We start from the raw sequence: 18,707 nt of genomic DNA on the forward strand, positions 1-18,707 counted from the left end.
TGGGGTGCGCCGCTGTAGGACGCAAGCTCGGCAACCAGTCGGCCGAACTGTTGTGCTGGTAACGCCCGTGTAGCAGTTCAGCCAGCGGTCGCGGGGCGCGAGCGCGCGCCCGCGCCACCGCCATGGGCGGCGTCGCCGCGATCGAGCAGCAGCGTCACCAGCACCGCGGCGTCGGTGCGCGCCCGCAGCGAATGCTTCTCCGCCGCGGGCAGCAGCACCAGGTTGCCCGCGCGCAGCTGGCGCACGCCGGCGGGCGTGACCACTTCGACGACGCCCTCGAGGCAGTGGATCGTGCACTCGTCGCTCACGTGGTGCTCGGGCTGGTTCTCGTGCGCGCGCAGCACCAGGTGCATCAGCTGCATCCGGTCGGTCTTGATCAGGCTCGTGCTGACCGCCTGCGGCAGCGCGTCGGCCAGCGGCGCGACGCTGATGATGTCCAGGGGCTGGGCGTGGGGCAGGGCCATGGCTCGGGTCCTTGTCAGTGGTTGGTCGGCGGCCACATCCGCAGCCGCACGCGGTCCTCGGCGTCGTGCAGCGTGATCATGAGGCCCAGCTCGCTCAGTTCGAGCGCCAGCACGCGGCCCTGGGCATAGCTGCCCAGCTTCAGGGTGCCGGTGCCGGGGTGCCCGGGCTCGCGCGCGACCAGGGTCCAGTCCGTCCCTTTCTCCACCGGCCCCTCCGACCGGGAGCGCTGCATGGCCGCCGCGATGGCGGGAAGGCGTTCCAGCATGGCAAGAGCTTCCATGGCCACAGGGTAGGTCCACGGCCGACACCCTGGTGTAGTCCATCCCTGATGCCGTGCCGTCGCGTTCGTCCCGCAGGGCGCGGGGAGCGGCGCGTGGCCGGGAGTCGGCCCGCGGCGGCTGGGGACATCCCGGGCGCCGGGGCCTGGCCGGCCGGGCGACAATCGCAACCGATGAGCGACTTCTCCGAGGTGGTCCGGACCGCCTTCCTGCTCCTGGCCGGCGCCGAGCCCCAGCTGCTGGCCATCGTCGGCCGGTCCCTCGCGGTGAGCGCCACCGCCTGCGCGATCGGCTGCCTCGCCGGCGCCGTGCTGGGCGCCTGGCTGGGCGTCGCGCGCTTCGCCGGGCGCGGCGCGGCGCTGGCCGTGCTGCACACCCTGCTGGCCGTTCCCTCCGTGGTGGTGGGCCTGATCGTCTACCTGCTGCTGTCGCGCTCCGGCCCGTTCGGCTGGCTCGGCTGGCTGTTCTCCTTCCAGGCGATGGTCATCGCGCAGTCGCTGCTGGTCGCGCCCGTCGCCGCGGCGCTGACCCGGCAGCTGGTGGACGACGCGGAGCAGGCCCATGGCGAGCAGCTCGCCTCGCTCGGTGCGCGGGCCTGGCTGCGCGGCTTGCTGCTGGTGTGGGACGAGCGCTACGCCATGCTCACGGTGCTGCTGGCCTGCTTCGGCCGCGCGATCTCGGAAGTGGGCGCGGTGATGATCGTGGGCGGCAACATCGACGGCTTCACGCGCGTGATGACCACCGCCATCGCGCTGGAGACCAGCAAGGGCGACCTGCCGCTGGCCGTCGCGCTCGGGGTGGTGCTGCTCGCGATCGTGCTGGCGCTCAACGCCGTCGTCGCGCTGTTGCGGCGCTGGCGGCTGGCGCACGCCGACCTGTCCGGCGGGCTGCAGGGGGTGGCTTCTTGACCGCGCTGCTGCAACTGGAAGGCGCCGACGTCGCCATCGGCCCCGCGACCATCCTGCGCGGCATCACGCTGCAGGTGCAACGGGGCGAGCGGCTCGCGCTGATCGGCGCCAATGGCAGCGGCAAGAGCACGCTGCTGCGCGCGCTGCACGGCCTGCTGCCGCCGGCGCGCGGCCGCCTCGTGCGCGACGCGTCGGCACGACAGGCGATGGTGTTCCAACGGCCGTTCCTGCTGCGCAGCAGCGTGCAGCGCAACCTGGCGCTCGGCCTGTGGCTCGCGGGCGTGCCGTGGCGGCAGGCGCGCGAGCGCGCGCCGCAGGCGCTGGCGCGGGTGGGGCTGCAAGCCATCGCGGGCCGCAACGCGCGCCACCTGTCCGCGGGGCAGCAGCAGCGCGTGGCGTTCGCGCGCGCCTGGAGCCTGCAGCCCGACCTGCTGTTCCTCGACGAGCCCACCGCCAACCTCGATCCGCCCGCCAAGCGCGAGGTCGAGGCGCTCATGGCCGAGTTCGCCGCCGCCGGCGTCACCATGGTGTTCGCCAGCCACAACCTCGGCCAGGTCAAGCGCCTGGCCACGCGGGTCGTGTACCTGGAGCGCGGCCGGTTGCTCGCGGACCTGCCGGTCGGGGAATTCTTCGACCGCAACCGGCTCGCAGGCATGTCCCGCGAAGCCGACCTGTTCCTGCAAGGAGAGATGGCATGACCTTCCGCACCCTCCGGCGCGCGCTGTGCGTCGCCCTTCCGCTGGCGCTGTGCGCGCCGCTGGCGATGGCCCAGGCGACCTTCACGCTCGCCTCGACGACGTCCACCGAGCAGTCGGGGCTGTTCAAGCACCTGCTGCCGGCCTTCACCCAGGCCACCGGCATCGCCGTCAAGGTGGTGGCGGTGGGCACCGGGCAGGCCATCGACATGGGGCGCCGCGGCGACGCCGACGCGCTGCTGGTGCACGACAAGGTGGCCGAGGAGAAGTTCGTCGCCGAGGGCTTCGGGGTGCAGCGCTTTCCGGTGATGTACAACGACTTCGTGCTGATCGGCCCCAAGGCGGACCCGGCCGGCGTGCGCGGCCGCGACATCGTGGCCGCCCTGCGCAAGCTGGCGCAGGCCAACGCGCCGTTCATCTCGCGCGGCGACAAGAGCGGCACCCATGCTGCCGAGCTTCGCTACTGGAAGGATGCCGGCCTGTCGGACGCCAAGGGCAGCGGCTACCGCGAGTGCGGCTGCGGCATGGGCCCGGCGCTGAACATCGCCGCCTCCTCCAATGCGTACCTGCTGGCCGACCGCGGCACCTGGCTGAGCTTTCGCAACCGGGGCGACCTGGCCATCGTGGTCGAGGGCGACCAGCGGCTCTTCAATCAATATGGCGCCATCGCGGTCAATCCCGCCCGGCACCCGCACGTGAAGCAGGCCGAGGCGCAGAAGTTCGTCGACTGGATCACCTCGCCCGCCGGTCAGGCGGCGATCGCGGCGTACAAGATCGACGGCCAGCAGCTGTTCTTCCCGAACGCCAGCCGCTGAGGGTGGCGCGAATGGGAATTTGGCCCATCCGCAAGCAACGATTCGTAAGCGCCCCAAGGAAGGCCGACATTCGCCGAAGCATCGGTTACACGTTCTGACACCTCATCCGCATCCGCCCGCGACCATCCGGGCCTCCTTCACAGAACCAAAGGAACGTGATGCAGATCGGAACGAATGGGCGTGCCCTGCAAGTTTGGGGCGGCTGTGCCGCCGTGGCGCTGGCAGCCACCCTGGCCGCATGTGGCGGCGGCGGTGGCGGCGGCGACACCACCGCAACCGGTGTCGGTACCTTGCGCATGGCGATGACCGACGCTCCGGCGTGCGGCTATGACCATGTCTATGTGACGGTCTCCGGGGTGCGCGTGCACCAGAGCAGCACGGCGTCCGATTCGGATGCGGGCTGGAGCGAGATCACCCTGGCCACGCCCAAGCGCATCGACCTGCTGGAGCTGACCAACGGCGTGCTCGAGGAACTGGGCCAGACCCAGCTGGGCGCCGGCACGTACACCCAGGTGCGCCTGGTGCTGGTGGACAACGGCGGCAACAACCAGCTGGCCAACGCGGTGCAGCCCACCGGCGGCGCTCTCGTGGCCCTGACCACGCCGAGCGCCCAGCAAAGCGGCCTGAAGCTCAAGACCAACTTCGAGGTGCAGAGCGGCCAGACCGCCGACCTGCTGCTGGACTTCGATGCCTGCCGCTCCGTGGTCAGCGCGGGCAATTCCGGCAAGTACATCCTCAAGCCCGTCATGTCCGTCACGCCGCGCGTGGCCTCGGGCATCCAGGGCTACGTGAGCACCACGCTGACCCTGAACGGCACGCTGGTCACCGCCCAGCAAGGCGGCGCGGTCGTGCGCTCCACGGTGCCCGACGCCACCGGCAAGTTCGTGCTGCCCTCGCTGCCCGCCGGCAGCTACGACGTGGTCGTGACCTCCGATGGGCACAGCACCGCCGTGGTCCCGAGCGTGCCCGTGACGGCGACGCAGAGCGTGACGCTCAACGGCACCAGCACGGCGATCCTGCCGCCGACCTCCGCGATGCGCCAGATCACCGGCACCGCCTCGGTGGGAGCCACCGGTTCGACCACGACGACGCTGACGCTGGCCACGGATGCTTCCGTGCGTGCGGTGCAGGCGCTGACGGGCGGCCCGACGGTGGAGGTGACGCACCTGCCGGTGGACGCGACGACGGCGAACTACACGCTGAAGGTGCCCGCCGGCGCCCCGGTGAAGTCCACCTTCACCAGCGGCAGCGCGCTGACCTTCACGCCGGACGCCGCCGTGGCCGGCAAGTACAAGGTGGAGGCTTCGGCCGCCGGCCGCACGACGGTCCAGAAGGACACCGACGTGGGCACCGCGGACCAGAGCGTCAACCTGACCTTCTCGCCCTGACCTGGAGGGCCTGGCCTGCCTGCGGTCGATGCGCCGCAGGTCGGGTTTGAAGGGCGTGCACCGAGTGCACGCCCTTTTTTTATGGGCCGGCGGGCGCCGGCGTCAGGCCGGTGCGCTGGCCTTGGCCGCGTGGTCGGCGCAGACGAATCGCTTGGCGCCCAGCAACCGGCGAAAGCCCCCGAGTTGCCGCAGCGCGTGGCGCCCGCAGACCCAGCAGCTCATGGTGGCGCCGATCACCGCCGAGACGGTGGTGAACGGCGCGCCACCGACCTTGGACCGGTACCGCGTGCCGTCCTCCGAGACGACGGTGGTGGTGTCAGCCGGGTGGTACTGCATGGGGCGGGCTCCCTGGCGTTCAGATGATGTGGAACAGCCAGAGCAGCAGGACGAGGCCGAGCGGAACGCCGAGAAGCCAGAGGATGATGGGCATGTCGTATCTCCCGAAACGCATTGATGATGGTCGGGACGATAGGACCGGGGCCGGGCCGGCCATGCGGGGCGCCGCCGCCTGCTGAGGTCAGGGCCTGCCTACAGGTGTCGGGCTGCGCCGACCCGCGGTCAGGGACTGGAAAGCCAGTCCGCCGCTTCGCTCAGGTCGGTGAAGGTGCGCAGCGTCACGCCGGTCTTCTGCGCCGCCTTCTCGCTCGCGCCCGTGCGTTGCGAGGCCGGCACCACCGATGCCACGCGCTCGAGGTCCAGGCTCAGTCGGCCCAGGTGGGTGCCCAGTTGCAGGTGCTCGGTGAAGGACAGGTGCGGTCGCACCTCCAGCAGGTCGATCAGCGCGCGCCGGTAGCCGCGGCCGGCCGCGATGCTGCGGATGAAATCGGCCAGCGCGATGAATTCGGGCAGGCCCGCTTCGCCATGCGCCGTGACGCGCAGGCGGCCGGCTTCGTGGGAGACCGACATGCTGAAGGACATCCCCCGATGCTAATGCCCCGGCGGTGAATAATGGCCGCATGCAAGCCTATCTCGCAGCCGCCGTCCGCACCGCCGCGGGCCGCCGCAATGGCCGTCTCTCGGGCTGGCACCCCGCCGACCTCGCCGCCGAAGTGCTGGACGCGCTGGTGGCCCGCACCGGAATCGACCCCGCCGCGGTGGAGGACGTCCTGATGGGCTGCGTCAGCCAGGTCGGCGAGCAGTCCTCCAACATCGCGCGCAACGCGGTGCTGGCCAGCAGGCTGCCCGAGTCGGTGCCCGCCACGTCGATCGACCGCCAGTGCGGCTCGTCGCAGCAGGCCTTGCAGTTCGCCGCCCAGGCGGTGATGTCCGGCACCCAGGACGTCGTGATCGCCGCCGGCGTCGAGAGCATGAGCCGCGTGCCCATGTTCACTTCCAGCGAGCTGCCGCGCAGGAACGGGCTGGGCTTCTACATGAGCCCGCGCATCCAGCAGCGCTATCCCGGCATCGAGTTCAGCCAGTTCATGGGGGCGGAGATGCTGGCGCGAAAGTACGGGCTGGCGAAGGACGCGCTCGACGCCTACGCCCTGGAGAGCCACCGCCGCGCCCGCGCCGCCACCGAGGCCGGCGCCTTCGCGGCCGAGATCCTGCCGGTGCGCGCGCGCCGCGCGGGCGAGCAGGGTGAGGGCGAGGGCGGCGAGATGCACACCGTGGACGAGGGCATCCGCTTCGACGCGACGCTCGAGAGCATCGCGGGGGTGAAGCTGCTGCAGCCCGAAGGCGTGATCACCGCGGCCACCGCCAGCCAGATCGCCGACGGCGCCGCGGGCGTGATGGTGGTGAGCGAACGCGCGCTCAAGACCTTCGGCCTGCAGCCGATCGCGCGCATCCACCACCTCTCGGTGCTGGGCCACGACCCGGTCGTGATGCTGGAGGCGCCGATCCCGGCCACGCAGGCGGCGCTGAAGAAGGCCGGGCTGTCGATCGACGACATCGATGCGTTCGAGGTCAACGAGGCGTTCGCGCCGGTGCCGCTGGCCTGGCTGCAGGCGACTGGCGCCGACCCGGCCCGCCTGAACGTCCACGGCGGCGCCATCGCCCTGGGCCACCCGCTGGGCGCGTCCGGCGCCAAGCTGATGACGACGCTGCTGAACGTGCTGCAGCAGCGCAAGGGCCGCTACGGCCTGCAGACGATGTGCGAAGGCGGCGGCATGGCGAACGTGACGATCGTCGAGAGATTGACCTGATCTGGTGCCTGCGAGGGATGGGGCCGCTCTTTGCGGCCCTTTTCTTTTGGGGCCGGCGAGGAGGGAGGTGCGGCTGCGCGGATTGCGGATCGCGCATCGCGGATCGCGGATCGCGAGGGCGGGGGCGGGGGCGGGGGCGGGGGCGGGGACCGGGGCGGACCGGGCGTCCGGGGCGGGCGGCAGGGGACGCCCGCCAGGGGCTCATGCTGGCCCTCTCCGTGCTTCGCCTGCGGCTGCGCACAGTCGCGCGCCGCCTTCCGGGGCGCGGGCCCACGCGGCACAACTCGCTGCGCCTGCGGCTCCGCTCAGACACGTGCCGCGAGTCAGAGGTTCATGTCGAGCTGCGCTCCCTGCGGTCGCTCGCCAGGGCCCGCGCCCCTGCGGCGTCGCTCAGGCCAGAAATCGCCCCCGACGTGCATCACCTGCCGCCTGCGAGCAGCGGGGAGGGCCTCGTGACCGACGCCGGTGCCATTTCACGCAGCCGGCCATTCCCTGCCATTCCCACTCGGCGGCGCCCAGCCACCTCACCCCTGTCGTTCCCGCGAAAGCGGGAATCCAGGCCCGCCGCTGGAGCAATCCTGGCAGTGCCGCCATGGCTACAGCGCCAAAGCACGTTGGGCGAGGAACCTTGCGGTCCTCGCCCAACGAATCAAACCAGGATCAGGTCGCGCGATGCGATGCGATCAGGGCGTCCACCAGTTGCCCGACGCCACCAGCATCGGCAGCAGCTGCAGCTCGGCGTCGTAGTAGTTCAGGCTGAAGTTGCCGGCGTTGAACGCCCAGGTGGCGTTCAGGTAGGTCTGGTGGCTGGAGTCGACCATCGCGCCGCACAGCTGCGGGCCGATCATGCCCTTGGGCGTCCAGTTCGGGTACGGGCGCTGCATCGGGGTGCCGCTCAGCTCGTAGCCGATGGCCGTGCGCGCCGGGTCGCCGCCGGTGTCGGCCTTGAAGAACGCCATCATCTTGTTCAGCACGTTCTTCCAGCGCACGTCGCCCGACAGCACGTAGTCCGTGCCCCAGCGCCACGGGTTGCGCTGCGCGTTGGCGAAGTAGTGCATCTCGGTCGAGGTGAAGTCGCCCATGCCGCCCGGCGAGGGGTAGGGCGTGGACGTGTCGGTGGCGACGATGAAGTCCGGCATCAGGCCCGCCGACGGCGAGAACACCGTCTGCATGCGGTCGATCAGCGCGTAGCAGCGGTCGATGACCGTGGTGCTCCAGTACGCGTCGCCGGTCGCCTTCGCGAAGGCGCGGAAGTGGCCGATCATGTAGTCGGAGGTGCGGCTGACGTTGGGCGTGGCCATGCCCTTGGTCGTGCCGTCCGGCTTCATGTTGAACGCCTTCATGGCGTTGATCGTGTTGATGCCTTCCTGCTTGTAGTTCCACTTGCCGGTGGTCGAACCCCACTGGCGGTCGGCCATCAGCAGCGCCAGGGCGATGTCCAGGTCGCCGTCCATGGCGTTCCAGCCGCCGCCGGCGGCGTCGGTCGACGAGCCGTCGGCCGTCAGGCGCCAGTCCATCAGGTACGGGCCGCCGGAGGACGCCGGAATGCTGTAGGCCGGGCGGGCGCGCACGGTGGTCAGCAGCGCGTCGAAGGTCGCGCGGGCGTTGGCGTCGTAGCCGGCCATCACCACCGTGATCAGCATGGCGTAGCCCATCGCCTCGGAGACGGTGATGTAGGAGCCGCTGAAGCGCAGGGCCTTGCCGCCCGGGACGGTCGGCACGTCCACGATGCCGTTGGCCTTCCAGGCGTCGTACGAGGACTTGATCGACGCATCCATCTGTGCGTTGCTCACGTTGCTCGGCACGATGCCGGCCACGTAGGAGCTCAACCGCGAACCGAACGGGTAGCCGATGCCGGGGACCGTGCTCGTCTGCTGGGTCGTCGTGGACGAGGTGGTCGGGCTGGTGGTGGTCGTCGTCGTCGTGGTCGTGGTCGTGGTGGTCGAGCTGCCGGTGGTCGTGGTCGACTTCTTGTTGGCGTTCGCGTTGCGTGCCGCGAGCTCGTCCGCCGTCACGCCGGTGCTGGCATCGGCCATGGTGGTGTCGCCGCCACCGCCGCCGCCGCACGCTGCGAGCGTCGCGGCCACTGCTGCCGAACCGGAGTGAAGAAAGATGCGCCTTTTCATGAACAACCAGGTGTAAGAACCGCCGTCGCGGGAGAGGCAAAAGCGTGCCGCGGGGCGGAGTTGCACAAGCACCGAGGGCAGCCGGTGGGACGCGGTGAGCGGGCCGGGAGTGGGCCCTGTCGCGAGCCCGGGATCCCAGCCCAAACCTCAGCAGGAGGCGCGACTCTAGTAGGAGAAGTCCGACATGGCCACGGCCTGCCGTCCTAGAGAAGTAACGGCCGGGCGTGATGTGTTGCACGACCGGGGCCGGGATCAGCTCGGCTGTAGGCTCGAATGGCCGAGCTTGCGCGCCAATTCACGCTGCTGCGCGAATGGATGAGCCTTGCAGTTCTCGAACTGCCGAGCTGGCCGCTGCTCGGCTGTGAACTCGTTCGCACGCGTGTCGCACGGCCGGCCTGCAACACGACTTACGTTTTGACGCGAACTCCCAGGCGTGGAATCGGCGGCGACGGTCCCGTCGCGCCGCGGATGGGAGAACATCCCATGCAGTCTTCAGCGATGTGCGCGACGGCAGCACCGCATCAATCGCGCTTGTCCTACAAACCGGCTTCGACGTGGCGCGTTGACTGGAGGGGCCGGGTGCATTTCTCGGCCCGCATCAACCATCGACAGGAGAGATCTCTGATGAACAAGACCCTGATTGCGCTCGGCGCTGCCCTTTTCGTGGGCCTGGCTGGCGCACAGACCGCCACCGCTCCCAGCGCTGCCGCCAGCGCCAGCACGACCGCCCCGAGCACGAGCACCGCGCCCAGCGCGAGCGCCGGCACGATGGCCGCCACCGACAGCAAGGCCATGCAGAAGCAGGCCAAGGCCGACTACAAGGCCGCCAAGGCCAAGTGCAAGCCGCTCAAGGGCGACGAGGAAAAGGCCTGCAAGAAGGACGCCAAGGCTGCCTACGACAAGGCCGAAGCCGACGTCAAGCGCGCCAAGGCCGACGAGAAGGCCGCCAAGAAGACCACCAAGGCTTCCTGAGCGTCCGCTCGTTCGTGACACGAAAAAGCCCGGCTCGGCCGGGCTTTTTTTCTTGGGGGGCGCCGGATCAGCGCCGCAGTTCGGACTTGTTGGAGATGATGCGGCCCACCAGGCCGTAGTCGATCGCCTCCTCGGCCGACAGCCAGCGGTCGCGCTCGATGTCCTGCATCACGCTGTCCAGCGGCTTGCCGGTCTCCCGCGCGATGGTCTGGGCGATGCGTTCGCGCGCCTTGATGATTTCCTTGGCGTGGATGGCGATGTCGCTCGCCGGCCCGCCGGCGCCGCCGCTGGGCTGGTGGATCAGGAAGCGTGTGTTGGGCAGGCAGAAGCGGCGCTCGCGCGGCACGGCCAGGTACAGGTGGGTGGCGGCGCTGCCCACCCAGCCGGTGCCGATCATGTTCACCGGCGCGGCGATGAAGCGGATGATGTCGTGGATGGCATCGCCCGATTCCAGGTGGCCGCCGGGCGAGCTGACCAGCATGTCGATCGGCTTGTCCGATTCGGCATCCAGCGCGATCAGGCGCCGCGCGATGTCGGCGGCAGAGCGGTCGCTCACCTCGCCGAAGAGCAGCACGGTGCGCGACTTGAAGGCCTTCTCTTCGAGAAAGGCGTTGCGCGGCTCCGCGGTCGAAGGCGCCGCGCTCGGTTCGTCGTGTTCGTGGGGGGTTTCCATTCAGGACTCCTGTGAGCAATTCAGGCCGCCATCATGCACCGGCCGGCGGCCCATCGGCCGGCGGGCGCGCCGGTGGCCTCACAGCGTGCTGGCCAGCACGTTGATCGACAGGCCCAGCAGGGCGGTGTTGAAGAAAAACGCAAGCACGCAATGCAGCGTGCCCACGGGCCGCAGCGTCGAGCCGGTGAAGCTGACGTCCGCCGTCTGCGCCGAGGTGCCGATGACGCAGGCGAAGTAGAAGAAGTCGCCGTAGCCCGGCTCCGCGGTGCCGGGGAAGTCCAGCAGGTCGTCCTGGCCGCGGTGGCGCGCCAGGTAGAAGTCGTGCGCATAGTGCAGCGCGAACAGCACCTGGGTGAACAGCCAGGACGTCACGAAGGTCAGGGCGGCCAGCGCGAGGTGCCCGCCGCGCTCCAGCCCGTGCATGTCCTTGAACTGCGCCAGCTGCGAGCCCACGGCCAGCAGCACGGCGGCGGCCGCCAGCACCACCAGCGCCAGGATCGTCATGCGGCCCTCGTCCTGGCCCACCGAGCGGCTGCGGATCACTTCCACGGGCACGTGGCGCATCATTTCCCACGCCAGCGCCAGGTAGAGCAGGGCGCCGGCGTTCCACCCGATCAGCATGGCGGCGGCGAATTCCAGCGACGTGGCGTACCCGCACGCCACGCCTACGGCCAGGCCGAACAGGATGGAGCCGAGCAGCCGGGGCCGCGCCCGCAGCGCCGGCCAGAGCACCGCGTAGCCGCGCCGGCCCCGCGGGGCGGCTTCGGTGGGGGTCGTGTCGGCTGGCATCGCGGCGAATTGTCCCGCAGTTCCTACCGCCGCCTGCGGGCGGCGCCCACGCCGGGCCTGGCCCGTCGGAGCCATGCTGGCGGCATCGAACACGCAACCTCCAAGGACATTGCCATGAAGACCTCCCTGCTTGCCGCCGCCCTCGTGGCCTGCGTCGCCGCCACGCCCGTCGCCCATGCCAAGGGCTGCCTGAAGGGGGCCGCCGTCGGGGGCGTCGCCGGCCATGTGGCCGGCCACCACGGCGCGCTCGGCGCCGCTGCCGGCTGCGCCGTCGGCCACCACCGCGCGGCCAAGAAGGAGCGCGAGCAACAGGCGCAGCAGCAGCAACCGCAGGCCCAGCAGCCCCAGCAGCAGCCGGCCCCGGCGCGCACGCAGCCGTCGCGCACCTGACCGCGCGGCCGGGCCGCGCCGGCCGTCACGCGGTCCACATCTCCCGCAGCTGCCGCTTGAGCACCTTGCCGATGTCGCTGCGCGGCAGCTCGGGGAGGTAGCGCAGGCCGGCCAGCCGCTGGGTCTTGCCCAGGCGCTCGTTGGCCCACTGGCGCAGGGCTTCCGCCTCGGGCGCGGCCGCGCGCGGGACCACCCAGGCCACGGGCGACTCGCCCCATTCGGCCGAGGGAATGCCCACCACCGCGGCGTCGGCGACGGCGGGGTGCTCGCGCAGCACCGCCTCGAGGTCGCTCGGGTAGATGTTGAAGCCGCCGCTGATCACCATGTCCTTGCGGCGGTCCATCAGCGTGAGGAAGCCGTCGGCGTCGAAGCGCCCGACGTCGCCTGTGCGGATGAAGCGGGTGCCGTGCGTGTCGTACCACTCGGCCTCGCGCGTCTTGGCCGGCTGGTTGTGGTACCGGGTCATCATCGATGCCGAGCGGCCGACCACCTCGCCGATCTCGCCGGGCGGCAGCTCGCGCCCGGCTTCGTCGATCAGGCGGATGTCGTGCCCCTCGGCCGGCTTGCCCACGGTGTGCAGCTTGTTGGGGAACTCGTGCGCGGCCAGCATGCAGGTGCCGCCGCCCTCGGTCATGCCGTAGTACTCGATCAGCCCGCCCGGCCAGCGCCGCAGCACGTCGGCCTTCAGCGTCGCCGCGAACGGCGCGCTGGTGCAGAACTTCATGACGAACGAGGACAGGTCGAACGCGTCGAAGCGCGGATGCGCCATCAGCCGGTGGTACTGCACCGGCACCAGCATGGTGTGCGTGGCGCGCTCGCGCTCGGCCAGGCGCAGCCAGGCCTCGGGATCGAACCGGCCCTCGGACAGCACGACGGTGCCGCCGCGCGACAGCGCCGGGAAGAAGCACACCAGCGTGGTGTTGGAGCACAGGGAGGTGGCGAGCAGCGCCACCGAGGCCGGACCGTAGCCGCCGGCCTCGGCCCGCCCCACGTGGGCCCAGCGCATGGAATGCGGCTGCACGATGCCCTTGGGCGTGCCGGTGGTGCCGGACGAATAGATGATGTTGAAGGGCCAGTCGGGCTGCACGTCGACGGCTTTCGGCTTCGTGCCTTCTGGCGCCAGCCAGTCGCGAAGCGGGCGATGGCCCGGGCTGCCGTCCATGGCGATGCGCGGCACGTCCGGCGCCAGCGCCGGCACGGACGCATCGGCGAACAGCAGGCGCGCGCCGCTGTCGGCGACCATGCCGGCGAGCTGCTCGCGCGTGGCGCCGGTGGGCAGCGGCGCGACCGCCGCGCCGGCCCGCAGCGCGCCCAGGAACAGCGCGGCGTACTCGATGCTGTTGGCGCCGCTGATGGCGATCGCCTCGCGAGGCTGGATGCCGTCGCGCTGCAGCGAGGCGGCGATGCGGTCCACCAGCGCGTCCATCTCGCCCCAGGAAAGGCGTCTCGCGCCCTGCACCAGCGCGGTGTGCGCCGGGCGCGCGGCGGCATGCTCGCGCACGAGGTCGGTGATCTGGCGAAAGGGCGGCAGTGCGGAGGGGGCGGGAGATGCAGTCATGGCAGGCGTGGAGGAGGCTGGGCGCATTCTGCCCCGGCCGCGCCCTGCAGCCTCAGCCCGCGCGGGCCAGCACGCCGGCGACGATGCGGTCGCAGCGCTCGCCGTCGAAGTCGAACACGTCGTGCTCGGCCAGGTCCAGGTCCTGGGCGATCGACTCGCGCAGCAGGCTGCGGGCGCGGAAGTGGCGGCTGCGCACGGTGGCCTCCGGGATGCCCAGGCATTGCGCCGTTTCCTCCACGCTCAGCTCCTCGACCGAGCGCATCACGAAGACCGCGCGGAAGTCCTGCGGCAGCTCGTCGATGCGCCGCTCCAGCAGCTGGCGCAGCTCCGTGCGCACCAGGGCCCGGTCGGGCGTCTCCTCGTCGACCGCGGAGGGGGTCGCGGCCTGCTCGGTGTCGCCGTCGCCGGGCAGTGCGTGCGCCGGCGTGATGGGCACGATGTTGTCGCGCCGGGCGCGGCGCCGCAACCGGCCGAGGCACTCGTTCACCACGATGCGCGTCAGCCAGGTGGCGACCGAGGCCTCGCCTCGGTACGCGCCGAGCGAGCGGTAGGCGCACAGGTAGGCTTCCTGCAAGGCGTCCTCGGCGTCGGCGGCCTGGCGCAGGATCGAGCGGGCCACGCGATACAGCCGCCGGTTGTGGCGGCGCATCAGCAATTCGAACGCGGCCGGGTCACGCTCGCCGACGCGCCGCAGCAGCGCCGCATCGTCGACCGTGGCCGGGGTGCTCGAAGCGTGGACCTGCGTCATCGCACGGTCACCTCGCCCTGCATGCCGGGATGGAACGCGCACACGTAGCCGTACCGGCCCGGCTTGCCGGCCGTCCACCGCCAGGCCTTGCCGGCGGCGATCCCGCCGGAGTCGAAGCGGTTGGCCGAGGTGGCGGTGTGCGGCACCATGTCCGCGTTGCGCCAGACGACCGTGTCGCCGGTTCGCACCGTCAACGCGGCCGGCTGGAACTTCATGCCTTCGATGGTGACGACGTGCGTGCTGGCGGCGGCCAGGCCGGGCAGGGCGGCCAGGGCGAGCAGCAGTGTCGCGGCGGTCCGCATCTCACTTCCCCAGGGCGGCCTGCATGTGCTTGGCATGGTCCAGGTGCGCGACCAGCGCCGGGCGCACCTTCTCGAGCAGCGCCTTGAGCTCCTCGTTCTTCGCTGACGGGATCAGCGTCTTGTCCACCGCATCGATCACCGCCTGATGGTAGGCCACCTCGTGGTCGACGTAGGCCTTGTCGAACGCCTTGCCGCGCAGCTTGCGCAGCTGGGCCAGGTTCTCGTCGCCGCCCTTGCGCAGGGCGGCGCTGGTGTCGTTGGCCTCCGGCTTCACGTGCAGCTTGCGCACCAGGTCGGTGGCCGACTTGTTGACCGAGGTGTGGTCGGCCACCATCTGCTTGCCGAAGGCCCGCACGTCGCGGCCCTGGGCGCGTTGGGCCGCCACCTTGCCGGCGTCGATGTCGACCTGGTTGGCAGTGACGACGATGTGGGCGATCTGCGGATCGGTGGGGCCCTGCTGCTGGGCCTGGGCGGGAAGCCACGCCGCGGTGGCGGCGACGGCGATGGCGAGCAGCAACGAATCCTGGCGCATGGGAGTCTCCTTGGAGGGTGGTGCGGCAATGGATGTCACGACCCGCGCGCGCGTTCCCGGCGGGGCGGCCCGGCCGGGCAGGAATAATGCGTGCATGACCAGCGTCACCTACCTTTCGCCGCGGGGCGAGCCCGTGGCCGTCCTGGACGTGCGCGCCGGCCAGTCGCTGATGCGGGCCGCGATGGACGCGAACCTGCACGGCATCGAGGCCGAGTGCGGCGGCCTGCTGACCTGCGCCACCTGCCATGTGTACGTGAACGAGCGGCATCTCGCGCTGCTGCCGGCGGCGTCCGCCGACGAACTGGACATGCTCGGCTACGTGGCGGCCGAACGGCGCCCGACCAGCCGCCTGAGCTGCCAGTTGCTGGCGAGCGACGGCATCCCCGCCATCGAAGTGCAACTGCCCGAACGGCAGGTCTGATGCAAGGACGTTCGCCCGTGATCCTCGAAGTGGCACCCCTGCCCGTGCGCCCCGGCCAGGAGGCGGCGTTCGAGGCCGCCTTCCGGCAGGCACAGCGCCTCATTGCCGCCTCGCCCGGCTACGTGTCGCACGAGCTGCAGCGCTGCCTCGAGCGGCCCTCGGAGTACCTGCTGCTCGTGCGCTGGCGCACGCTGGAGGACCACGAGGTGGGCTTCCGGCAGTCGCCGGCCTACCAGGAGTGGAAGCGCCTGCTGCATCACTTCTACGATCCGTTCCCGATCGTCTCGCACTACCGCCCGGCCGACGGCGTCCCGCCGGCCTGAGGCGGCGGGGCCGGGCGGCGCGGCCCTCGGTCGCCGGCCTGTAGCGACGCGAAGCCCGCGTGGTGCATCAGCTCGCGCACGACGAGCACCCGGGCTGGCAGGCCGAAGTCGGCCGGCCAGCGCGACACGGATGGCGGCTGGCCGCCCGCGATGTCGGCCAGCGCACGGAACGCGGTCTCGACGTCGTCGACCGTGAGCGTGCTGCCGGGGGCGCGCCCCAGCCACCGCGCGAGCACGCCGGCCACCGCGTCGTCCGTGCGCAGCGAAGTGCCCGGGGGCACCTGGCGGGCCAGCGGCATCACGACCTCCTCGATGCGTTCGATCGCGGCCTCGAGTTCGGCCTCGGTCGGCAGCGCCGCGGCGAAGGGGCGGCCGGTCGGCCCCGGCCAGGCGAGATCGAGCACGAACGCGTGCCGCGGCCGGGCGTTGTCGCCGGCCAGCGCCAGCCGCGCCTGCCGCTCGCCGATCTGGAGATGGGCCGTGGTCATGGGAGCCCGCATGGTGACCGGTCCAGGGCAGGAGCGCCAGCACGGTCACCCGTGCCGGCGCGGGTGACATCCGGCAACGAGCCGCGGGCACCGATCGTTTCGTTGAGCCGCCGCGCGGGACTTGGGAAAAGGAAAGGGGCCCGCGAGGGGCCCCTGGAGCATGGACGCGCGGGACGTCACTTCTTGAACAGCTCGTCGATCTTCTTCTGTTCGTCCTCGGGCGAGGTCTTCTCGGGCTCGGGCGGCGTGGGAACGCCGGCGTCGCTGCCCGCAGCGGGGGCGCTGGCGGGCGGCTGCGCGCCGCCGGCCGACATGTCGGGAGCGCCGAAGTTCTCCTCGACGGGCATCTCGATCTTGACCTTGTCCAGGTCGATCTTCTCTTGCTTGTCGCGCGAGACGATGCCGGGGAAGGCGATGATCAGCGCCACCATCACGATCTGGATGATCACGAACGGCACCGCGCCCCAGTAGATCTGCATCGTGGTCACCGGCGCGATGGTCTTGCGCGTCAGCTTGTCGACGTACTCCTTCATCGGCGCGACGCTGCGCAGGTAGAACAGCGCGAAGCCGAACGGCGGGTGCATGAACGAGGTCTGCATGTTCACGCCCAGCAGCACGCCGAACCAGATCAGGTCGATGCCCAGCTTCTCGGCCACCGGCCCGATCAGCGGCACGATGATGAACGACAGCTCGAAGAAGTCGAGGAAGAACGCCAGGACGAAGATCAGGATGTTGACGACGATCAGGAAGCCCAGCTGGCCGCCGGGCAGGCTGGTGAGCAGGTGCTCCACCCAGCGCGGGCCGTCGACGCCCTGGAAGGTCAGGCTGAACATCGTCGAGCCGATCAGGATGAACACCACGAAGCAGGACAGCTTGGTGGTCGTGTTCAGCGCCTGCTTGAGCAGCGAGAAGCTCAGCCGGCCGCGGCTGACGGCCATGGCGATGGCGCCGATGGCGCCCATCGCGCCGCCTTCGGTCGGGGTGGCGATGCCCAGGAAGATGGTGCCGAGCACCAGGAAGATCAGCAGCAGCGGCGGGATCAGCACGAATGTCACGCGCTCGGCGATGCGCGAGAGCAGGCCCATGCCGGTGAACTTGTTCACCAGCGCGGCGATGAAGGCCAGGATGACGCCGGCGGCCATGGACACCACGATGGTCTCGTCGGTCGCCACCGTCACCGGGGTGTCGCTGCCGCGCCACCAGGCGACCACGTGCCCGTAGTACTCGCCGAGCACGAAGGCCGCGATCGCGCAGACCACCGTCAGCACGACCAGCGAGGGCAGGCCGCTCTTGCCGTTGTCCTCGCGGATCGAGCGCGCTTCCAGCGGCAGCGCCGGCGCCATCTGCGGCTTGAAGATCGCGACGCCGACCACGTACAGGATGTAGAACCCGGTGAGCACGAAGCCGGGGATGAACGCGCCCTTGTACATGTCGCCGACGCTGCGGCCCAGCTGGTCGGCCAGCACGATCAGCACCAGCGAGGGCGGAATGATCTGGGCCAGCGTGCCCGACGCGGCGATCACGCCGGAGGCGAGCCGGCGGTCATAGCCGTAGCGCAGCATGATGGGCAGCGAGATCAGGCCCATCGAGATCACCGAGGCCGCCACCACGCCGGTGGTGGCCGCGAGCAGGGCGCCCACCAGGATCACCGCGATGGCCAGGCCGCCGCGCAACGGGCCGAACAGCTGGCCGATCGTGTCCAGCAGGTCCTCCGCCATGCCGCTTCGCTCCAGGATCAGGCCCATGAGCGTGAAGAACGGGATCGCCAGCAGCGTGTCGTTCTGCATGATCCCGTAGATGCGCAGCGGCAGCGCCTGCAGCAGCGACTCGGGTAGCACGCCCAGCTCGATGCCGATGAAGCCGAAGAACAGCCCGCAGGCGCCCAGGCTGAAGGCCACCGGGAATCCCAGCAGCAGGAAGACGATGAGGCCCGCGAACATGATCGGGGCCAGGTTCTGGATGAAGAAGTCCATCGTGTTGTCCTCGTGCGCGGGCCGTCAGGCCTTGCCTTCCTGCTCCGCCAGGCGGCGGATCTCCTCGGCGAGCTCCTCCTCGGCCGACTTCTCGCCCTTCTTCAGGGTCGGATCCTCGATCAGGCCCATGCCGAAGGCGATGCGCTTGATCAGCTCGGACAGGCCCTGCAGCGTGAGCAGCGCGAAGCCCAGCGGCATCATCAGGTAGACCGGCCAGCGGATCAGGCCGCCGGCGTTGGAGGACATCTCGCCGGAGCGCAGGCCCTGCAGGAAGAACGGCGTGCCGAACCACAGCACGGCCGCGCACACGGGCAGCAGGAACACCAGGAAGCCGAAGATGTCGATCGCGTTCTGCGTCTTGCGCGACAGGCGCCCGTAGACGACGTCGATCTTCACGTGCTCGCCGTTGAGCAGCGTGTAGCCGGCCGCCAGCAGGAAGGCGGCGGCGAACAGGTACCACTGCACCTCGAGGTAGGCGTTGGAGCTGACGTTGAACGCCTTGCGGACCGCGGCGTTGAGGCCGCTGATCAGGGTGGAAGCCAGGATGAGCCAGATGACCCATCGGCCGACCAGCGCCGACATCCTGTCGATCGCCCGCGACAATTTCAGCAACGCCTGCATGTGCTGTCTCCGGAGTGTGGTGGGGAGCGCGCGCCGCAGCGTCGCCCACCCTGGGCGATCGCCCGCGCACTTTCGTTGTAGTGCGAAATTCTGAGCTG

The 18,707-nt window shown here is 70.6% G+C and carries 23 protein-coding genes; 9 read left to right on the plus strand and 14 right to left on the minus strand.

The window, feature by feature from the left end; genetic code table 11:
- Positions 1 to 77: 77 nt before the first annotated feature.
- The gene (locus AC3ANR_RS07195) at positions 78 to 464 is read right to left on the minus strand and encodes a cupin domain-containing protein (protein WP_488291198.1); all 387 of its coding nucleotides are present in this window, start codon (positions 462 to 464) and stop codon (positions 78 to 80) included.
- Positions 465 to 478: 14 nt separating this feature from the next.
- Positions 479 to 745: a hypothetical protein gene (locus AC3ANR_RS07200; RefSeq protein ID WP_488291199.1), complete on the minus strand. Its 267-nt coding sequence runs from the start codon at positions 743 to 745 to the stop codon at positions 479 to 481.
- Positions 746 to 916: 171 nt separating this feature from the next.
- Between AC3ANR_RS07200 and AC3ANR_RS07205 the strand changes: the two genes are divergently transcribed.
- The 4 genes from AC3ANR_RS07205 (at position 917) to AC3ANR_RS07220 (ending at position 4,549) form a co-directional block, all read left to right on the plus strand.
- A complete protein-coding gene (locus AC3ANR_RS07205; RefSeq protein ID WP_488291200.1) occupies positions 917 to 1,651 on the plus strand; it encodes an ABC transporter permease in 735 nt (244 codons plus the stop codon).
- Entirely contained in the window at positions 1,648 to 2,349 is a 702-nt protein-coding gene (locus AC3ANR_RS07210) for an ATP-binding cassette domain-containing protein (protein WP_488291201.1), read from the plus strand. The genes AC3ANR_RS07205 and AC3ANR_RS07210 overlap by 4 nt, the downstream gene beginning before the upstream one ends.
- 65 nt (positions 2,350 to 2,414) lie before the next feature.
- On the plus strand, positions 2,415 to 3,161 hold the full coding sequence (locus AC3ANR_RS07215) for an ABC transporter substrate-binding protein (protein ID WP_488291763.1): 747 nt from the start codon (positions 2,415 to 2,417) through the stop codon (positions 3,159 to 3,161).
- Positions 3,162 to 3,463: 302 nt separating this feature from the next.
- A complete protein-coding gene (locus AC3ANR_RS07220; RefSeq protein ID WP_488291202.1) occupies positions 3,464 to 4,549 on the plus strand; it encodes a DUF4382 domain-containing protein in 1,086 nt (361 codons plus the stop codon).
- A gap of 102 nt (positions 4,550 to 4,651) precedes the next feature.
- Here the strand turns inward: AC3ANR_RS07220 and AC3ANR_RS07225 are convergent, their stop codons facing one another.
- Both AC3ANR_RS07225 and AC3ANR_RS07230 read right to left on the minus strand, forming a co-directional pair.
- Entirely contained in the window at positions 4,652 to 4,885 is a 234-nt protein-coding gene (locus AC3ANR_RS07225) for a hypothetical protein (RefSeq protein ID WP_488291203.1), read from the minus strand.
- A gap of 222 nt (positions 4,886 to 5,107) precedes the next feature.
- A complete protein-coding gene (locus AC3ANR_RS07230; RefSeq protein WP_488291204.1) occupies positions 5,108 to 5,467 on the minus strand; it encodes a hypothetical protein in 360 nt (119 codons plus the stop codon).
- Positions 5,468 to 5,505: 38 nt separating this feature from the next.
- On the opposite strand from AC3ANR_RS07230, the gene AC3ANR_RS07235 reads away from it, so the two are divergent.
- Positions 5,506 to 6,693, plus strand: coding sequence for an acetyl-CoA C-acetyltransferase (locus AC3ANR_RS07235; protein ID WP_488291205.1), 1,188 nt, complete (start codon positions 5,506 to 5,508; stop codon positions 6,691 to 6,693).
- 683 nt (positions 6,694 to 7,376) lie between these two features.
- Here AC3ANR_RS07235 and AC3ANR_RS07240 read toward each other — a convergent pair.
- A complete protein-coding gene (locus AC3ANR_RS07240) occupies positions 7,377 to 8,819 on the minus strand; it encodes a family 8 glycosyl hydrolase (RefSeq protein WP_488291206.1) in 1,443 nt (480 codons plus the stop codon).
- Between the two features lie 624 nt (positions 8,820 to 9,443).
- Here AC3ANR_RS07240 and AC3ANR_RS07245 point away from each other — a divergent pair.
- Positions 9,444 to 9,791, plus strand: a complete 348-nt coding sequence (locus AC3ANR_RS07245) for a hypothetical protein (RefSeq protein ID WP_488291207.1) — start codon at positions 9,444 to 9,446, stop codon at positions 9,789 to 9,791.
- A 67-nt stretch (positions 9,792 to 9,858) separates the two neighbouring features.
- On the opposite strand, the gene AC3ANR_RS07250 is transcribed toward AC3ANR_RS07245, so the two are convergent.
- Both AC3ANR_RS07250 and AC3ANR_RS07255 read right to left on the minus strand, forming a co-directional pair.
- Positions 9,859 to 10,464 (minus strand): ATP-dependent Clp protease proteolytic subunit, encoded by a 606-nt coding sequence (locus tag AC3ANR_RS07250; RefSeq protein ID WP_488291208.1) that lies wholly within the window; start codon positions 10,462 to 10,464, stop codon positions 9,859 to 9,861.
- A 78-nt stretch (positions 10,465 to 10,542) separates the two neighbouring features.
- On the minus strand, positions 10,543 to 11,253 hold the full coding sequence (locus AC3ANR_RS07255) for a DUF1345 domain-containing protein (RefSeq protein ID WP_488291209.1): 711 nt from the start codon (positions 11,251 to 11,253) through the stop codon (positions 10,543 to 10,545).
- A 114-nt stretch (positions 11,254 to 11,367) separates the two neighbouring features.
- On the opposite strand from AC3ANR_RS07255, the gene AC3ANR_RS07260 reads away from it, so the two are divergent.
- Entirely contained in the window at positions 11,368 to 11,643 is a 276-nt protein-coding gene (locus AC3ANR_RS07260) for a hypothetical protein (protein WP_488291210.1), read from the plus strand.
- A 25-nt stretch (positions 11,644 to 11,668) separates the two neighbouring features.
- Here the strand turns inward: AC3ANR_RS07260 and AC3ANR_RS07265 are convergent, their stop codons facing one another.
- From AC3ANR_RS07265 to AC3ANR_RS07280, 4 genes are read right to left on the minus strand one after another with little or no spacing between them, the layout of a single operon-like run.
- The gene (locus AC3ANR_RS07265; protein WP_488291211.1) at positions 11,669 to 13,201 is read right to left on the minus strand and encodes a class I adenylate-forming enzyme family protein; all 1,533 of its coding nucleotides are present in this window, start codon (positions 13,199 to 13,201) and stop codon (positions 11,669 to 11,671) included.
- 52 nt (positions 13,202 to 13,253) lie between these two features.
- Positions 13,254 to 13,949 carry an RNA polymerase sigma factor gene (locus AC3ANR_RS07270; protein ID WP_488291212.1) on the minus strand — a complete coding sequence of 232 codons (696 nt, stop codon included), beginning with the start codon at positions 13,947 to 13,949 and terminating at the stop codon, positions 13,254 to 13,256.
- Positions 13,946 to 14,251, minus strand: coding sequence for a cupredoxin domain-containing protein (locus AC3ANR_RS07275; protein ID WP_488291213.1), 306 nt, complete (start codon positions 14,249 to 14,251; stop codon positions 13,946 to 13,948). The genes AC3ANR_RS07270 and AC3ANR_RS07275 overlap by 4 nt, the downstream gene beginning before the upstream one ends.
- A 1-nt stretch (position 14,252) precedes the next feature.
- Positions 14,253 to 14,783, minus strand: a complete 531-nt coding sequence (locus tag AC3ANR_RS07280; protein ID WP_488291214.1) for a DUF4142 domain-containing protein — start codon at positions 14,781 to 14,783, stop codon at positions 14,253 to 14,255.
- A gap of 94 nt (positions 14,784 to 14,877) precedes the next feature.
- On the opposite strand from AC3ANR_RS07280, the gene AC3ANR_RS07285 reads away from it, so the two are divergent.
- Both AC3ANR_RS07285 and AC3ANR_RS07290 read left to right on the plus strand, forming a co-directional pair.
- Entirely contained in the window at positions 14,878 to 15,204 is a 327-nt protein-coding gene (locus tag AC3ANR_RS07285) for a 2Fe-2S iron-sulfur cluster-binding protein (RefSeq protein WP_488291215.1), read from the plus strand.
- Between the two features lie 17 nt (positions 15,205 to 15,221).
- Positions 15,222 to 15,527 carry an antibiotic biosynthesis monooxygenase family protein gene (locus AC3ANR_RS07290; RefSeq protein ID WP_488291216.1) on the plus strand — a complete coding sequence of 102 codons (306 nt, stop codon included), beginning with the start codon at positions 15,222 to 15,224 and terminating at the stop codon, positions 15,525 to 15,527.
- Here AC3ANR_RS07290 and AC3ANR_RS07295 read toward each other — a convergent pair.
- The 3 genes from AC3ANR_RS07295 to AC3ANR_RS07305 all read right to left on the minus strand — a co-directional run bounded on the left by AC3ANR_RS07295 (position 15,494) and on the right by AC3ANR_RS07305 (position 18,609).
- Positions 15,494 to 16,015, minus strand: coding sequence for a hypothetical protein (locus tag AC3ANR_RS07295; RefSeq protein WP_488291217.1), 522 nt, complete (start codon positions 16,013 to 16,015; stop codon positions 15,494 to 15,496). The genes AC3ANR_RS07290 and AC3ANR_RS07295 overlap by 34 nt on opposite strands.
- 176 nt (positions 16,016 to 16,191) lie before the next feature.
- The gene (locus tag AC3ANR_RS07300) at positions 16,192 to 17,988 is read right to left on the minus strand and encodes a TRAP transporter large permease (protein WP_488291218.1); all 1,797 of its coding nucleotides are present in this window, start codon (positions 17,986 to 17,988) and stop codon (positions 16,192 to 16,194) included.
- 24 nt (positions 17,989 to 18,012) lie between these two features.
- Positions 18,013 to 18,609: a TRAP transporter small permease subunit gene (locus AC3ANR_RS07305; RefSeq protein ID WP_488291219.1), complete on the minus strand. Its 597-nt coding sequence runs from the start codon at positions 18,607 to 18,609 to the stop codon at positions 18,013 to 18,015.
- Positions 18,610 to 18,707: the final 98 nt, after the last annotated feature.

The organism is Ramlibacter sp. JJN2-2R (assembly GCF_057747835.1).

Coding starts and splice junctions, on each gene's coding strand:
- AC3ANR_RS07195 (WP_488291198.1), bottom strand. CDS start 464: ATGGCCCTGCCCCACGCCCAGCCCCTGGACATCATCAGCGTCGCGCCG.
- AC3ANR_RS07200 (WP_488291199.1), bottom strand. CDS start 745: ATGGAAGCTCTTGCCATGCTGGAACGCCTTCCCGCCATCGCGGCGGCC.
- AC3ANR_RS07205 (WP_488291200.1), top strand. CDS start 917: ATGAGCGACTTCTCCGAGGTGGTCCGGACCGCCTTCCTGCTCCTGGCC.
- AC3ANR_RS07215 (WP_488291763.1), top strand. CDS start 2,415: ATGGCCCAGGCGACCTTCACGCTCGCCTCGACGACGTCCACCGAGCAG.
- AC3ANR_RS07220 (WP_488291202.1), top strand. CDS start 3,464: ATGACCGACGCTCCGGCGTGCGGCTATGACCATGTCTATGTGACGGTC.
- AC3ANR_RS07225 (WP_488291203.1), bottom strand. CDS start 4,885: ATGCAGTACCACCCGGCTGACACCACCACCGTCGTCTCGGAGGACGGC.
- AC3ANR_RS07230 (WP_488291204.1), bottom strand. CDS start 5,467: ATGTCCTTCAGCATGTCGGTCTCCCACGAAGCCGGCCGCCTGCGCGTC.
- AC3ANR_RS07235 (WP_488291205.1), top strand. CDS start 5,506: ATGCAAGCCTATCTCGCAGCCGCCGTCCGCACCGCCGCGGGCCGCCGC.
- AC3ANR_RS07240 (WP_488291206.1), bottom strand. CDS start 8,819: ATGAAAAGGCGCATCTTTCTTCACTCCGGTTCGGCAGCAGTGGCCGCG.
- AC3ANR_RS07245 (WP_488291207.1), top strand. CDS start 9,444: ATGAACAAGACCCTGATTGCGCTCGGCGCTGCCCTTTTCGTGGGCCTG.
- AC3ANR_RS07250 (WP_488291208.1), bottom strand. CDS start 10,464: ATGGAAACCCCCCACGAACACGACGAACCGAGCGCGGCGCCTTCGACC.
- AC3ANR_RS07255 (WP_488291209.1), bottom strand. CDS start 11,253: ATGCCAGCCGACACGACCCCCACCGAAGCCGCCCCGCGGGGCCGGCGC.
- AC3ANR_RS07260 (WP_488291210.1), top strand. CDS start 11,368: ATGAAGACCTCCCTGCTTGCCGCCGCCCTCGTGGCCTGCGTCGCCGCC.
- AC3ANR_RS07265 (WP_488291211.1), bottom strand. CDS start 13,201: ATGACTGCATCTCCCGCCCCCTCCGCACTGCCGCCCTTTCGCCAGATC.
- AC3ANR_RS07270 (WP_488291212.1), bottom strand. CDS start 13,949: ATGACGCAGGTCCACGCTTCGAGCACCCCGGCCACGGTCGACGATGCG.
- AC3ANR_RS07275 (WP_488291213.1), bottom strand. CDS start 14,251: ATGCGGACCGCCGCGACACTGCTGCTCGCCCTGGCCGCCCTGCCCGGC.
- AC3ANR_RS07280 (WP_488291214.1), bottom strand. CDS start 14,783: ATGCGCCAGGATTCGTTGCTGCTCGCCATCGCCGTCGCCGCCACCGCG.
- AC3ANR_RS07285 (WP_488291215.1), top strand. CDS start 14,878: ATGACCAGCGTCACCTACCTTTCGCCGCGGGGCGAGCCCGTGGCCGTC.
- AC3ANR_RS07295 (WP_488291217.1), bottom strand. CDS start 16,015: ATGACCACGGCCCATCTCCAGATCGGCGAGCGGCAGGCGCGGCTGGCG.
- AC3ANR_RS07300 (WP_488291218.1), bottom strand. CDS start 17,988: ATGGACTTCTTCATCCAGAACCTGGCCCCGATCATGTTCGCGGGCCTC.
- AC3ANR_RS07305 (WP_488291219.1), bottom strand. CDS start 18,609: ATGCAGGCGTTGCTGAAATTGTCGCGGGCGATCGACAGGATGTCGGCG.